The organism is Paenibacillus sp. Y660, assembly GCF_057221575.1.
The window spans coordinates 21,161-36,813 of record NZ_JBXBBJ010000020.1; the positions used below are offsets into that span (position 1 = coordinate 21,161).

Sequence of the window (15,653 nt, forward strand, 5' to 3'; positions counted from 1 at the left end):
CGAATGCCTAACGTTCTTTCCTAGCTAAACCGTTTCGCTTATGGCGCACATCTGTTCCGCTTGCTATAATGGATATCTAATGTTTACTGCGTGGGAAGCAGCGCTTTAATGGGCTTGCGTATGTAATTAATGATATTAACTATAGGAATACGTACGATGCGTCATGATAGATACGTTATTGAGGAGGATCGGAATGGCTGGGTATACTCCAATGATTTTGCAATATCTTGCAATTAAAGAAGAAGCGAAGGACGCTTTTTTGTTCTTTCGATTAGGCGATTTTTATGAAATGTTTTTTGAGGATGCCATTGCGGCATCCCGCGAGCTGGAAATCACGCTGACGGGAAGAGAGGGCGGCGGCGAGCAGAAAATTCCAATGTGCGGCGTGCCGTATCATTCCGCCGAAAACTATATTAGCAGACTCGTTGATAAAGGCTACAAGGTAGCGATATGCGAGCAGGTAGAGGACCCGGCGGCGGCTAAGGGCGTTGTGCGCCGGGAAATTGTACGCATCATTACGCCGGGCACGGTTATGGAATCGAAGGCGCTTGAGGGCAAAACCAATAATTTCATTGCTGCCATTGTCAGACTTGGCGGCATTCTCGGCCTGTCCGCATGCGATTTATCGACAGGCGAGCTTTATGTCACTTCGTTTCCCGAGCATATCGAAGCGCTGATCGATGAGATAAACGTCTATCAGCCTTCTGAGCTCGTAGGCGACAGCGAGCTGCTTAGCCTTGTGCAAGCGGCAACGGTTTGGAATAAGCAGCTGCTGCTGACAGCTCGCGAGCCGATGGCCGTGGACAAGCTGGCAGAGCAGTTCGGCGAGCAAGAGCTTGCCAAAGTAACAGGCGCTCGGCTGCAGGCGGTCAGCGTCCTAACAGGCTACTTGGAGGAAACGCAAAAACGCTCGCTCGGTCATGTGCGTACAATAACGAGCTACGAGCCTAATCAATATATGATTTTGGATCATTATACAAGAAGAAATCTGGAGCTCACCGAAACCGTACGCGACCGCAATAAGAAGGGCTCGCTGCTTTGGCTGCTTGATCGCACGCAGACGTCGATGGGCGCGCGCATGCTGCGCCGCTGGATCGATAAGCCGCTGCTGAGCAGCGCCGCTGTAGAGGCACGCCTTGATGCGGTTGAGACCTTATACCTTGATTTGATATTGAGAGATGATATTCGATCGGAGCTTCAGCCGATTTACGATCTTGAGAGGCTGGTTGGCAGAGTAGCCTTCGGCAGCGCAAATGGACGCGATCTGAATGCTCTTCGCAGCTCGCTGCGACGTATTCCGCAGTTGACAGCATTATGTGAGCAATCCGGCTCGAAGGTGCTTCAGGCGCTTGTTGACGGCACGGATAACTGCTCTGAGCTGGCTGATCTTATCGAGACGGTGCTGGTCGACGAGCCGCCTGTAACGATTCGAGAAGGCGGGCTTATCCGGCCTGGTTATGACGCGTACTTGGATCAATTGCGCGAAGCGAGCACGAACGGCAAGAAATGGCTGGCTGAGCTCGAGCGGCAGGAGCGCGAGGCAACCGGCATCAAGACGCTCAAAATCGGCTACAACCGTATTTTCGGCTATTATTTAGAGGTTTCCAAGGCGAATTTGTCAAGCCTGCCTGAAGGCAGGTACGAGCGCAAGCAGACGCTTGCCAATGCAGAGCGATTTGTAACGCCCGAGCTGAAAGAGAAGGAAAGGCTAATTCTTGAAGCTGAGGACAAAATGGTCGATTTGGAGCATGAGCGCTTCATCGAGCTGAGAGACCATCTGTCGCAGCATTTGCACAGGCTTCAAAAAGCTGCCGCGATCATCGCCGAGCTTGACGTGTATCAATCGCTGGCAACGGTCAGCGCGGAGCGTCGTTTCTCCCGTCCGCAGGTGACGGAAAGCTATGACTTGCACATCGAGGATGGCAAGCATCCGGTCGTTGAAGCGATGATGGATGGCACGCCTTTTATATCGAACGGCACGGAGCTTCACAAGGACAAGCAGTGGATGCTGCTTATTACAGGTCCGAATATGGCTGGCAAAAGCACGTACATGCGCCAAGTGGCGCTTATTTGCATCATGGCGCAATTGGGCTGCTTCGTTCCGGCCAAGTCAGCGGTCATTCCGCTAATCGATCGCATTTTCACCCGTATTGGCGCAGCCGATGATCTCATTGGCGGCCAGAGCACGTTTATGGTGGAGATGAAGGACATTCAGCTGATGACGGAGAAGGCAACCTCGAACAGCCTCGTCATTATCGACGAGCTGGGCCGCGGCACCTCAACCGGCGAAGGAATGGCAATCGCGCAGGCGGTTATCGAGTACGTGCATCATCATATCGGCTGCAAAGCGCTCGTATCCACGCACTTTCATGAATTGGCGCATCTGGAGGAATCTTTGCCGTCGCTCACTAACGCACGTATGGCTGTTGAGGAAAGCGGCGATAATGTAACGTTTCTACGTAAGCTAATACCGGGCGCGGCAAGTACAAGCTACGGCATTTATTGCGCGCAATTGGCAGGCTTGCCGCAGTCGATTATCGGCAGAGCGTATGAGCTGCTGGATGAGACGGTTGAATTGGATTCGCAAAAGATAGCGCCGGTCGCTAAAGCAGCTTCACTTCATGCTGATTCTACCTATTCATATGAGCAGATCCCTTCCTTGCAAGCGGAAGGGAAGAAGCAAGCTGAGATGGCATTGGAGTCTCGCGGGATCGTTCAGCTCTCGATCTTTGACGAGCCTGCGGCTGCAAGGGAAGCTGAGCCCGCAAAGCGGAAAGCGAGTCCAAAGGCCGAGCAGCTTGCGGAGCAATTACGGAAGCTCGATCTGTTTAATTTAACGCCAATGCAAGCGATGCAATGGCTGAATGATATGAAAAGCAAGTTGAACGACTAGCCATGCGAGAGGGGGAGAGGTAACGAAATGGGAAAAATCAAAGTGCTGGACGAGCAGCTTGCCAACCAGATTGCAGCGGGCGAAGTAGTCGAACGACCGGCTTCGGTCGTAAAGGAACTGGTCGAGAACGCGGTAGACGCAGGCAGTACGACCGTCGATATTATGATTGAAGAAGGCGGACTGACGCTCATAAAGGTTATCGATAACGGCTATGGTATAGAAGCCTCAGATATCGTAACGGCTTTTCAACGGCATGCCACGAGCAAAATTTCGACGAGCAGCGATCTCTTTCGCATTGCGAGCTTGGGCTTTCGAGGCGAGGCGCTGCCGAGTATTGCCGCCGTTTCGCGGCTGCAGTGCATCTCATCGGAGACGTCAACGGGTCTTGCGCGCCGCATCGTCATAGAAGGCGGCAAGGTGACGATCGATGAACCGGCGAATGCGCCGCAAGGAACGGAAATGATCGTGCGGGACTTATTTTACAACACGCCTGCGCGGTTAAAATATATGAAGGCCATTCAAACCGAGCTTGGCCATATTTCCGATTATATTAACCGGATCGCGCTTGCTCACCCTGGCATCGCCTTTACGTTTAAGCATAACGGAAACGTGCTGCTGCGCACGCTTGGAACGGGCGACAGATTGCAAGTCATTGCTGCCGTGTACGGCTCTAATACAGCGAAGGTAATGCTTCCCATTGAAGCGGAAACCTCCGATTACGAGCTTCGCGGCTACATATCGAAACCGGAGCTGACCCGTGCGAATCGCAATGGCATTACCGCGATCGTTAACGGGCGTTATATACGCAGCCTTACGATTAACCAATCGCTGCTGCAAGCGTACCATACACTTTTGCCGATCAATCGTTTTCCGCTGGCGATATTGGAGCTTGGGATGCACCCAAGCTTGCTTGATGTCAACGTACATCCCTCCAAGATGGAGGTTAGATTCAGCAAGGAGCCTGAGCTTCGCGTGCTGATTGAGGATGCCATCAAAGCGGTGCTCGGACGCCAGCGGCATATTCCGGGACCGGATTCGAGCAGCAAGCAGGAGCGCTCCAAGCCGTTGTTCGTGCAGGACGCGATATCGTTTCACCGTCCTGAGCCGGCGGCGGATTCCTTTAAGCCGTTTCAGCCATCTCCATCGTCGAATAAATCGAATACTTCCTCGTATAAGCCGCCGGTAATTGAGCGAGAATACGTGCCGCGGAATGCTGCGGAGAAGCTGTATGCTCCGCCTGTCGCGAATGCGGAGCCGCTTGCCGTTCGGGAGGCTTCAGCTCCTTGGGCGCAAGCGGCAGCATCCATAGCCGAGCAGTCGATTGCAGAGACCGTGCAGCAGGATTTAATGAAAGAGACAGTAGAAGCAGAACCGCCTGTGGTTGACGCTTCCGTTAAAGAAGCAAATGCTACGCTTGATTTGCCTCCGGTTGAAGCGCCAGTCGCTCAACTGCCATCCGATGACGATGCTCCAAGCGGCGAGCCATCGTTCCCTGAGCTGTACTGGATCGGGCAGCATCACGGCACTTACATCGTTGCCCAGTCACAGGATGGACTTTATTTGATCGATCAGCACGCGGCTCATGAACGGATTAACTATGAATATTATTTCCATAAATTTGGCCATCCCGAAGCAGCGAGCCAGCAGCTGCTCGTTCCGCTTACACTTGAATTTACGACGGGCGAGGCTTCTCAGCTAAGAGATCTTATTCCTATGTTTGCACAAGCGGGAGTAGAGCTGGAGCCCTTCGGCGCGCAAACGTTTCTCGTTCGGTCTTATCCGGAATGGATGCCGCAGGGCGAGGAGCAGTCCTTGCTTGAGGAAATGGCGGAGCTGCTTATAACCGAGCGAAAGTCCATTGACATCGGCAAGCTGCGCGAGAAAGCGGCCATTATGTGCGCATGCAAAGCATCGATCAAGGCGAATGACCGGATGAACCGGGAGGAAGGCGAGACTTTGCTGGCAAGGCTTGCAAATTGCAAGCAGCCGTACACTTGTCCGCATGGACGACCTATCATCGTGCATCTTTCGACCTATCAGCTGGAGAAAATGTTCAAGCGGGTGATGTCGTGATCGTCACTACGACGGCCAAGCCGTCTGCCCGCGCGCTTGAGCAAGCGGAAAGGCTTTCTGCCGAGCTTGCTTCACCGCTCAAAGCACGCGGTAATTTGACGGTCAATAAGCTTCTAACGCTTAGCCATGACAGGAGATTGATTGTCGTGACCGAGGAAGAAGTCCGTTATTATGACAGTCAATCGGAGACGCCGCTTTATTTTCACCCGAGCATGGCTTTTGTCCGGGTCAAACGTTTGCGTCGAGGGGAGACCGATCCGCTCATACAGCTCTCTGGCTGCGCAGAAGGGGATCAAGTCATCGATTGCACAGCAGGATTTGCATCGGATTCGCTCGTATTCTCCTATGCCGCTGGACCTAGCGGCTTGGTTACAGCTCTCGAAAGCGAGCCTGTCCTTTGCGCAATCGTTCGAGAAGGATTGGCTGGCTATCAGACAAGTCTTCCCGATGTGAATGAGGCAATGAGACGCATTGCGATGAAATGCATGAATCATTTAAAATATTTGACAGGATTGCCTGACAACAGCGTTGACATCGTATATTTCGATCCGATGTTCAGACAGCCGATTCATGAATCAAGCGCCATGGAGCCGCTTCGCGCCGTTGCCAACATGGATGCGCTATCGAGTGAAGCGATTGAGCAGGCGAAGCGGGTTGCCCGCAAAAGCGTTGTGCTCAAGGAGCATCAAGCAAGTGAAGAATTTGCAAGGCTCGGCTTCGAACGTCGGCATGTAAATACTTCGAAAATCGCATATGGAGTGATACAGCTTTGAGTGAACAACTAAACATCGCGCAGGCAAATCATGATGGGAGCCCGACACGCAAGCTGCCGCTGCTCGTCCTTATTGGACCAACTGCGGTCGGCAAGACGCGCATGAGCCTCGACATAGCCAAAGCCTGGAATGCCGAAATTATTTCCGGTGATTCGATGCAGGTCTATCGGGGCATGGATATTGGAACAGCCAAAATCGCACGAGATGAGCGCGAGGGCATTCCGCATCATCTCATCGATATTTGCGAGCCGGATGAATCGTATTCAGCAGCCGATTTCCAAGCGGGGGCAACGGATGCGATTGCGCAAATTGCTGCAAGGGGAAAGCTGCCTTTTATCGTTGGCGGAACAGGCCTATATGTTGAATCGGTTTGTTATCAATTCCAGTTCGCTGACATTGGCTCCGATGAAGCGTTTCGCTTGGAGCAAGAGCGTTTTGCGGCAGAATTCGGTGCCGAAGCGCTGCATCAGAAGCTGGCCGCGATTGACCCGCCTGCCGGGGAGCGGCTGCACCCGAATGATCTGAGGCGTGTGATTCGCGCGCTTGAGGTATATCATTTGACAGGGCAGACCTTTTCTGAGCAGCAAACGGGGCAAACGAAGGAATCTCCCTACGAGCTTTGCATCATCGGTTTGACTATGGACCGTGCAGCGTTGTATCGTAGAATAGAGCAGCGGATAGATTTGATGATGGAGCAGGGTCTGGTAGATGAGGTGAGGCAGCTGCTAGAACGAGATTTGCCGCCTGCGGCAGTTGCAATGCAAGGTCTTGGCTACAAGGAAATCGCAGATTATTTGCGCGGTAATTGTACGCTGGAAGCAGCTGTCGAGAGGTTAAAAAGAGATACGCGCAGATTTGCCAAACGCCAGCTTTCATGGTTCCGCCATATGAATGACATTCATTGGATCGACATGGGGGAAAATTTTCACAACAATTTGGAAGTCGTTCATGCTATAATAGCAGGAAAGTTTCAAGTTAATCTTGAATATACTTCTAATCAATCTTTTTAAGACGGGGGTAACGTCCAATGAACAAATCGATCAATATTCAAGATACGTTCCTAAATCAGCTTCGCAAAGACAACATACCGGTTACGGTTTTTTTAATGAATGGCTTTCAAATTCGGGGCGTTATTAAAGCGTTCGATAACTTTACAATCATCATAGACAGCGAAGGTCGTCAACAAATGGTATATAAACACGCTATTTCGACGTTTACCCCGCAGCGCAACGTTTCTCTTATGCAGCAGGACCATAACGGATCCGACTCATAGGCAGGAGCAGTAGTGAAACTTTCTAACAACGTGTATCGTTTAACTAGATAGCGGCATGCAAGAGCAACCCGCTCCAAGCTGGGTTGCTCTTGTCGTTTTATGGCAAAAATAGATAGACGAACTTTGGATCAACAGGAGGGGAGTCGGCAATGGCTGAACGACCACGCAGACAGACTGCACCGAAACAGAAGAAGAAAAAGAAAATATCGGGGAAGAAATGGTTTTATGGTTTGTTCTTTACGGCGGTTATCGCTATCGTATGCGGTATTATCGGCTACTTGCTTATTGTATTGAACGGTGAGCGCGTGTTGACCGAGAATGCCAATAAGCTGGACTTTGGCGAAGCTTCAATTATTTATGATGCGAAAGGTGAAGAAGTAGCGAGATTGTCAGATCCGAACGAAAATCGCGAGCTTGCCGAGTTCTCGGAAATTCCGAAGCAATTGCTTAATGCGATTGTCGCAACGGAAGATCAGCGCTTCTATGAGCATTCGGGAATTGATTTCTTTGCCATCGGGCGAGCAGTAGTGAAGGACGTTATCGCCCGCAGTGCTGTTGAGGGTGCAAGTACGATTACCCAGCAGCTTGCCAAAAACGTATTTCTGACGGCAGACAAAACGTTCTTTCGTAAAGCGACTGAAGCATCAATCGCCGTAGCGCTTGAGAATCAAAAGTCCAAGGAAGAAATATTAGGCATGTATTTGAACCGGATCTTTTTCGGCAAAAGGGTTCATGGGGTCAAGGAAGCTGCGAGATATTATTTTGACAGCGATCTTGATAAGCTGGAGCTGTGGCAGATCGCTACGCTTGCAGCTATGCCTAAAGCGCCTAACCGCTACAATCCGATTAACCATCCAGAGGATTCGATGAACCGGAGAGCGGTCGTATTGAAGCTTATGTATGACCAAGGATATATTACGGCTGCTGAGATGGAGGAAGCGAAGGCGGTCGTATACGAGGTTCCAAAAAACTTTGATGAGAGAAATACGGACAAGTATGCCGCTTTTGTGGACTACGTTGTCGAAGAGGCGATGCTGAAAACAAATAAATCCGAGGAAGAGCTTCGGATCGGCGGCTACCGCATCTACACCTCTCTTAACCAGCAAGCGCAAATCGCGCTGGATGCGCAGTTTGCCAATGATAAAAACTTTGAGAAGAGCAAAGATGATCAGCAGGTGGAAGGCGCGATGATTATTATCGATCACCGCGACGGCACCATCCAGGCTTTATCAGGCGGCAGGGATTATGTGAAGAAGGGGCTCAATCGCGTTGAGGTTGCCCGTCAGCCCGGTTCTGCCTTCAAGCCAATCATTTCATACGGCCCAGCGCTTGAATCAGGCGATTACTACCCATGGACCGTACTTGCTAATGACCAGAAATGCTACGGCAATTATTGTCCGACCGATAGATGGGGAGCAACGCCGGTCTCGATGACCCAAGCGATCAAGGATTCGCGAAATTTGGCATCGGTCTGGATGCTGAATCAAGTAGGACTCAAGAGCGGATTTGCTTTTGCGAGCAAGCTTGGCTTCGCCTTGGAGAAGGATGACCGTAATCTAACGGCAGCGCTTGGTGGTTTGACTAAGGGCGCGACTCCTATGCAAATGGCAACTGCGTTTAGCGTCTTTGCTAACGGCGGCAAATCGGTAGATACGCATACGATCACTAAGATCGAAGGGAAAAAGATCACGCCGTACATCTATAAAGCTCCTGCACCGAAGCAGCTGATGTCTGCCGATACCGCCTATTATTTAACTGAAATGATGCAAACGGTCGTTCAGAAGGGCGGTACGGGTACGCGTGCGGCAATTGATCGTCCTTTGGCTGGCAAAACAGGCACAACTCAGCACGGTATTCCGGGTTATACAGGCTCGGGTATCCGTGACGCTTGGTTCGTCGGCTACACGCCGGAGTGGACAGCAGCGGTATGGATGGGATACGATAAGACAAATAAGGACCACATCCTAAAGACTGGCAGCAGCCAAGCCGCATCCATGTTCTCGAAGGTTATGAAGTCCGCAATGAAAAATGTACCGAAATCTAGCTTTATTAAACCGCAAGGCATTAAAGAAGATAAGCCGCCGACAGCTGTATCGAATTTTAATGCGATATACATTCCTGAAGAGATGAGAGTTCAATTGTCATGGGATCCTTATCCGGATGGAAAGGTCACTTATCAAGTATTCCGAAAGGAAGCTTCGGAGAGTGAATTCATTCAATTCGTAGATTCGCTTGTATCAACAGGGGTTGATGATATGAGCGCATTCCCGGGAATGACCTATGAATATTATGTCGTTGCTTATGATGCTAAGAATGATCAGGAAAGCCCGCCATCCCAGAAAATCAAGGTTGTCATTCCGGAGACGGAGATGATTCCTGAAATTCCGATGGAGCCTGATCCGAACAACCCTGACGGCGGTGAGATAACACCTCCAATCGACGGGGGAGAAGGTGAAGTCACACCTACTCCAGGTGACGGGACTGAACTTCCAGAAGTAACGGACAATCCCGTAACGGATATTCCAAGTCCTACACCAACTCCTGGAAATGGCGATGGTAACGGCAACAGCACCAATGCATCAGGAAACTCTGAAACCGGCGGCAATTCGCAAGGAACGGGTGGTTAGTAATGTTGAATAGAAAGAGAACGCGATTCCTTTCTTTGATCGCTATTGTCGCAGTCGTCATGCTTATGGCAAGCTGCGGCAAAAGCGGTTCAGGTCAAGCAGGCGGGAAGAGCGAAGCAGCTTCGACTAAGACGATGAGCTGGGACAAGATGCCGGAAATGCAGATTGATCTTGATAAATCGTATTTGGCGAAGTTTCAAACGACGAAAGGCGACTTTACCGTCGAGCTGTTTGCTGATGCAGCACCCGTAACAGTGAATAATTTTGTGTTTTTATCGCGGGAAGGTTTTTATGAAGGGTTGTCATTTCACAGCATTATCGAATCCTTTATGATCCAAAGCGGTGATCCCAAGGGCAATGGAACGGGTACGCCAGGCTATTCCATTCCGGATGAGCTGAGTACGGAAATCAAGTACGAAGAAGGCATTGTCGCAATGGCAAATGCGAGCAAGCCGAATTCAGGAGGCAGTCAGTTTTTTATTTGCACGGGGCCAGATGCGGCGAATTTAAACCGAGAGCCTAATTATACAATTTTTGGTAAAGTAAAGAGCGGTATGGATGTCGTACAAGCTATTTCGAAAACACCATTGAAAAACAATCAGCCTACCGAAAAAATTGTAATTCAAGCTATTGAAATTATCGAGCAATAATGGAAAATACCGCCTAATCGTGGCGGTATTTTTTCATTTTAGGACGAATAGCTTGGTTTATTTTGTCTGTCGGCTGGAGATGGACGTTAAGATATGGTAATCTTTTTTTATAGGTAAATTTCAACTGTCGTTAGTCGTGATTGGTTCATTGCTCAATCAAACCAAGGAAGAGCTGCGCATGTGATGGCATGCTATTCCCAAATGAACGGAAAGGTACGTTCCGTATGAAGAGAAAATTTTCAGACCGGGCAAACTGGCGGCGTATCTTGCGCAAAAGCTATTCGTGCCTAGCGCTTGACGGCGATGAGTTCAAAGGGCTCGTGACGTTTTATCGGATTCATGAATTGCGTGAGCCGTTATGGAAGGAATATAACGGACGGAAACTTTGTTTGGCCGATCGCGGCTATTTATGGATGCAGCATTTCCCGCGAGGCGAGCATTTTGTCGTGACGACGATGTTTGATGATAAGGGACGCGTCGTGCAATGGTATATCGATGTATGCAAAACACAAGGCTTAACGGATCAACAGGTGCCTTGGTTTGATGATCTTTATTTGGACGTAGTCGTGCTGCCAAGCGGTGAAGTATTCCTCATGGATGAAGATGAGCTGGAGGATGCGCTTAGGCAGGGAGACGTAAATGGCAAGGATGTGGCACTAGCGCGCAAAACAGCCGGCAAATTGCTCTCGAGCATCCGCAACGGCCGCTTCCGTTATTTTACGCTTAGTCTTAAGCATCGGAAGAGCCTGCTTGAGAGAACCGGGGAATTAAGCGAATCATGAACACGGCAACAGGTAGAAGGAGCAGACCGCGGAAACGAATGAAAAAGCGCCGTCCGTGGCTGCTCCTGTTTCGTGTTGTTGCCTGGACCATTTGTGCAGGCGTCTTTTGGTGCGGATATTTATTGTGGTTAATTAATGGTTTTCCTATGGATAAGCAGCTGGTCAAGGCGGATGCCGGCATCGTGCTGGGGGCTGCAATATGGAATGACGTACCGAGTCCAGCACTTAAGGAAAGATTGGACTTCGCGTACCGATTATACAAGACGGGATTGGTGGACAAGCTTATTTTGTCCGGCGGTCTTGACGGCAACGGTTCGGTGAAGACGGAAGCCGAAGGGATGCGCGACTATCTGATAGCAAAAGGTATTTCAGCTGACAAGCTGTTGCTAGAAAATAAAGCGACCAGCACCTATGAGAACCTGTCGTTCAGCAAGACGATTGCCGAGCAGCATAAGCTGTCTGAGCTAATGATTATTACGCATGATTATCATGCAGCCAGGTCAAAGGAAATTGCGAAAAAGCTTGATTTCAAGCCGTTTCAAGTCGCTGCGACAAAATCCAAAGTGCTCAATCCCGTATATAATGAGTCCCGTGAAGTACTTGCTTTTACCAAATGGAAGATTGATTCCCTGCTGCTCACTTTCGGTATTTCCTCTTCCGATTCGGCGCTGTAAATCTGCTAATATGCTGCTGCAAGGTAGAATAAACTTGTAGTGCGGTTTAGCCGCTACAGCTTTCGATGCAAAGGATAGGTGATGCGACAGATGAGTGGACACGTCATATCGGGACCCGGAAATGGCACCGCAAGGCCTTCCCGTCAAATTAATGTGGTCCTTAGAAGTCAAGAAACGTTTCAAACAGGTGCATCTGCTCATGCATTAGAAGCAGACCCGCTGCCGGCGGTCAAGCCGCTTCCAAGCGTAGATCATTATGCCGATATTCAGAAAGAGCTTGAGCCGATGATCGGCATGGAAAACGTGAAATCACTTGTATACGAAATATATGCCTTGCTCTATATTAGCCGAATGCGTTCTGAAGCGGGGCTATTTGGCGGCTCACATGTGTACCATATGATCTTCAAGGGCAACCCGGGAACGGGGAAGACGACGATCGCCCGAATAGTGGCGAAGCTTTTTCAGAAGATGGGCGTCCTTGCAAAGGGGCATTTAATCGAAGTTGAACGGGCTGACTTGGTTGGCGAATACATTGGCCATACGGCACAGAAGACGCGTGATCTTGTTCGCAAAGCGATTGGCGGCGTATTATTCGTGGATGAAGCCTATAGTCTAGCTCGTGGCGGAGAGAAGGATTTCGGCAAGGAAGCTATCGATACGCTGGTTAAAGCGATGGAGGATCATAAAAATCAATTTGTGCTTATTCTCGCCGGCTATCCAGCAGAGATTGATGATTTTCTGTTGACGAATCCTGGCTTGCCGTCTCGTTTTCCGATCCAGATCGAGTTCCCGGATTATTCGGTTGATCAATTGATTCAAATTAGCGAGCTTATGGCTAAGGATCGTGACTATATTTTGCAGCCGCAGACCCTATTTAAATTAAGGCAGCATTTGATGCAGGAGAAGCTCGGCACGATGTTCTCGTTCAGCAATGCCAGATACGTTAGAAATGCCATTGAGAAGGCGATTAGGTTTCAGGCCGTTCGTCTGCTTACGCAATATGCCAGCTCCGTTCCTGCCAAGCAGGAGCTTATGACGATTAGGCCTGAGGATTTGAAGTGGGACGCGAAGTCATAATGACAGCGTAGTTTAGAAGGAGTATGAGATGAGCGAGAAAACATACGATACCAATCCGGATATGATTGAAAAAGCAATACTGATAAGCTTAGTTACTTCGAAAGATAAGCGTAATGGCGGAGACCCTGAAATGTCGCTCCAAGAATTGGTGCAGCTAACCGAAACGGCTGGGGTCGAGGTCCTTACAACAATTACGCAAAATAAGGAAACGGTTGATTCCAAATGGTTTATTGGCAAAGGCAAGGTGCAGGAGGTTAAAGCGCTGGCAGATGAGCTTGGCGCGACAACGGCCATTTTCGATCAAGAGCTCTCTGGCGCCCAGGTCCGTAATCTTGAAGAGTCGCTTGATCTCAAAATCGTTGATCGGACGCAGCTGATTCTAGATATTTTCGCTGGCCGCGCCAAAACGCGTGAAGGCATTATTCAGGTTGAGCTCGCACAGCTCAGCTACCTGCTGCCGCGACTATCTGGGCAAAGCAAAAACCTGTCGCGTCTAGGCGGCGGCATCGGTACACGGGGACCGGGGGAAACGAAGCTTGAGACCGATCGCCGTCATATTCGTGATCGGATCTTTGATCTCAAGACAGTGCTTGAGGAGGTTGTTCGCCACCGGAAGCTTCATCGCGAGCGCCGTAAAAAATCAGGTGCGATCCAAGTCGCCTTGGTTGGCTATACAAACGCCGGAAAATCAACGCTGCTGCGGGAACTGACGCATGCAGACGTATACGTAGAGAACCAATTATTTGCTACGCTTGATCCGACATCAAGGACACTTGAGCTGCCTAATGGCAGAGAAATCGTACTTACAGATACGGTAGGATTTATTCAAAATCTGCCGCATGACCTCGTTGCTGCGTTCCGGGCAACGCTGGAGGAAGTATGCGAGGCAGATCTTGTGCTTCATGTCATTGACAGCAGCTCGCCGATGCGCGATGAACAAATTAAGGTCGTTAATAAAATATTAGGCGAGCTTGGCGCAGCAGATAAACCTTCCGTGATGGTCTATAATAAGAAGGATATGTGCGTCAATAATGGCACATTAACTGATTTGCCCATTACGGGCGGGGATAATCTTGTCATCAGCGCCTATGAATCGGAAGATCTTGAGCTTCTAAAACAAACTATTCAAGATAAGCTAAGCGGCGATACATTAACCTTCATCGTTCCAGCTGAGCGCGGCGATCTCATTGCGCTCGCCTATCGAAGCGGCGAGGTTATTAATCAAGAGGTCGATGAACAGTCGCTGCGTCTAACCGTTCATGTCAGTAAACAAGAATACGAGCAGCATGGGCATCGATTGAAACAATTTATAGAGTAGAGTTTTGCTTACGAAGTAAGTTTTGCATTCGCAAAACTAATCATATGCTTACGAAGTAAGTTTTGCATTCGCAAAACTAAGCTTATGCTTACGAAGTAAGTTTTGCATCCGCAAAACTAAGATTATGCTTACGAAGTAAGTTTTGCATTCGCAAAACTTTTTAAGGAGAAGATACCGGAATGAATTTGCAACATGAGAACCAGAAGCTGTGGGAGCATCTTGAGCAGCTGGCAGAGCAATCTGAGCTGCTGGCAGCAGATGCCTTTCGCAGTGTAGAACGGATAGCGGAGCGCAATCAGTGGAAAGTTATTGAAGCGTTTCAGCGGCATAAAGTAAGTGATTTTCATTTTACCGGCTCAACGGGCTATGGCTATAATGATCGCGGCCGTGAAATTCTCGATCTCGTCTATGCAGATGTGATGGGGGCAGAAGCTGCGATCGTTAGGCCTCATTTTGTTTCAGGCACGCATACGATCAGTTGTGCGTTGTTTGGGGTGCTTCGGCCGGGAGACGAGCTTCTCTATGTAACGGGAAGACCTTATGACACCCTTCATAAGGTAATTGGCAAGCCAGGTGATGGTTCCGGCTCCTTGCAGGACTGGGGTGTGAAATATTCTGAGGTTTCTCTGCTAGAGGACGGCGGCCTGGACTGGGAGCGTATTGAGCAATCGATTACAGCTGAAACGAAGGTAATCGGAATTCAACGCTCTCGCGGTTACGACTGGAGAGCATCATTCAACGTTGCCGAGATTGCTGATATTGTCAAGCGGGTAAAAGCTCTGAAATCGGATCTGCTAGTATTTGTTGATAATTGTTATGGGGAGTTTACAGAGCTGCTTGAGCCCACCCAAGTAGGTGTGGATCTAATGGCTGGCTCGCTAATCAAAAACCCGGGCGGAGGCTTAGCCGAAACCGGTGGTTATATCGCGGGTACAGCAGCAGCTGTTGAAGCGGCAGCCTATCGACTGACGGCGCCAGGTATTGGTGGCGAGGTTGGTGCGATGTTAGGAACGCTTCGCCCTATGTTCCAAGGATTGTTCTTGGCACCGCACTTAGTGGGCCAAGCCATTAAAGGCAGCGTGCTGGCTGCAGCTTTGTTTGAAGAGCTTGGATTTGTAACTAAACCAAGATGGAATGAGCCGAGAACCGATCTTATTCAAGCGGTTCGTTTTGGACAAGCTGAGCATCTGATCGCTTTCGTGCAGGGCATTCAGCAAGCAGCAGCTGTAGATTCACATGTCGTACCCGAGCCTTGGGACATGCCGGGCTACGAGAATGCCGTCATTATGGCGGCAGGTACGTTCATACAAGGAGGCAGCTTGGAGCTGTCGGCTGACGCGCCTATACGTGAACCTTACATCGCTTATATGCAAGGCGGCCTAACTTACGCTCATGCAAAGTACGGTGTTCTAACTGCGTTATATCGCCTTGTGGATAGCGGTTTAATTGTGATTAAACCTTACATAACTTGACACATTTGCATAGTAACGTTTAGAATGTAAGTATAAATGAG

General features: G+C 49.7%; 12 protein-coding genes. All 12 read left to right on the top strand.

Annotated elements, in window-relative coordinates; translation table 11 throughout:
• The first annotated feature begins 193 nt into the window (after positions 1-193).
• The 12 genes from mutS (at position 194) to AC2TDN_RS19725 (ending at position 15,612) form a co-directional block, all read left to right on the top strand.
• Positions 194-2,893 carry a DNA mismatch repair protein MutS gene (gene mutS, locus AC2TDN_RS19670; RefSeq protein WP_484689900.1) on the top strand — a complete coding sequence of 900 codons (2,700 nt, stop codon included), beginning with the start codon at positions 194-196 and terminating at the stop codon, positions 2,891-2,893.
• 27 nt (positions 2,894-2,920) lie between these two features.
• Positions 2,921-4,966 carry a DNA mismatch repair endonuclease MutL gene (gene mutL, locus AC2TDN_RS19675; protein WP_484689902.1) on the top strand — a complete coding sequence of 682 codons (2,046 nt, stop codon included), beginning with the start codon at positions 2,921-2,923 and terminating at the stop codon, positions 4,964-4,966.
• Complete coding sequence (locus AC2TDN_RS19680) at positions 4,888-5,739, top strand: class I SAM-dependent methyltransferase (protein WP_484689903.1); 852 nt, start codon at positions 4,888-4,890, stop codon at positions 5,737-5,739. Before mutL ends, AC2TDN_RS19680 begins: the two co-directional genes overlap by 79 nt.
• Positions 5,736-6,749 carry a tRNA (adenosine(37)-N6)-dimethylallyltransferase MiaA gene (gene miaA, locus AC2TDN_RS19685; RefSeq protein ID WP_484689905.1) on the top strand — a complete coding sequence of 338 codons (1,014 nt, stop codon included), beginning with the start codon at positions 5,736-5,738 and terminating at the stop codon, positions 6,747-6,749. Before AC2TDN_RS19680 ends, miaA begins: the two co-directional genes overlap by 4 nt.
• A 17-nt stretch (positions 6,750-6,766) precedes the next feature.
• Positions 6,767-7,012: an RNA chaperone Hfq gene (hfq, locus tag AC2TDN_RS19690; protein ID WP_169081614.1), complete on the top strand. Its 246-nt coding sequence runs from the start codon at positions 6,767-6,769 to the stop codon at positions 7,010-7,012.
• A gap of 149 nt (positions 7,013-7,161) precedes the next feature.
• The gene (locus AC2TDN_RS19695; protein ID WP_484689906.1) at positions 7,162-9,639 is read left to right on the top strand and encodes a transglycosylase domain-containing protein; all 2,478 of its coding nucleotides are present in this window, start codon (positions 7,162-7,164) and stop codon (positions 9,637-9,639) included.
• 2 nt (positions 9,640-9,641) lie between these two features.
• Positions 9,642-10,289: a peptidylprolyl isomerase gene (locus tag AC2TDN_RS19700; protein ID WP_482065787.1), complete on the top strand. Its 648-nt coding sequence runs from the start codon at positions 9,642-9,644 to the stop codon at positions 10,287-10,289.
• 224 nt (positions 10,290-10,513) lie between these two features.
• Positions 10,514-11,071, top strand: coding sequence for a ribonuclease FAU-1 family protein (locus AC2TDN_RS19705; RefSeq protein ID WP_482065788.1), 558 nt, complete (start codon positions 10,514-10,516; stop codon positions 11,069-11,071).
• On the top strand, positions 11,068-11,745 hold the full coding sequence (locus tag AC2TDN_RS19710; RefSeq protein ID WP_484689908.1) for a YdcF family protein: 678 nt from the start codon (positions 11,068-11,070) through the stop codon (positions 11,743-11,745). The genes AC2TDN_RS19705 and AC2TDN_RS19710 overlap by 4 nt, the downstream gene beginning before the upstream one ends.
• A 90-nt stretch (positions 11,746-11,835) precedes the next feature.
• Complete coding sequence (locus AC2TDN_RS19715) at positions 11,836-12,822, top strand: AAA family ATPase (RefSeq protein ID WP_484689909.1); 987 nt, start codon at positions 11,836-11,838, stop codon at positions 12,820-12,822.
• A 28-nt stretch (positions 12,823-12,850) separates the two neighbouring features.
• A complete protein-coding gene (gene hflX, locus AC2TDN_RS19720; protein WP_482065791.1) occupies positions 12,851-14,140 on the top strand; it encodes a GTPase HflX in 1,290 nt (429 codons plus the stop codon).
• Between the two features lie 179 nt (positions 14,141-14,319).
• Positions 14,320-15,612 carry a methionine gamma-lyase family protein gene (locus tag AC2TDN_RS19725; RefSeq protein ID WP_482065792.1) on the top strand — a complete coding sequence of 431 codons (1,293 nt, stop codon included), beginning with the start codon at positions 14,320-14,322 and terminating at the stop codon, positions 15,610-15,612.
• Positions 15,613-15,653: the final 41 nt, after the last annotated feature.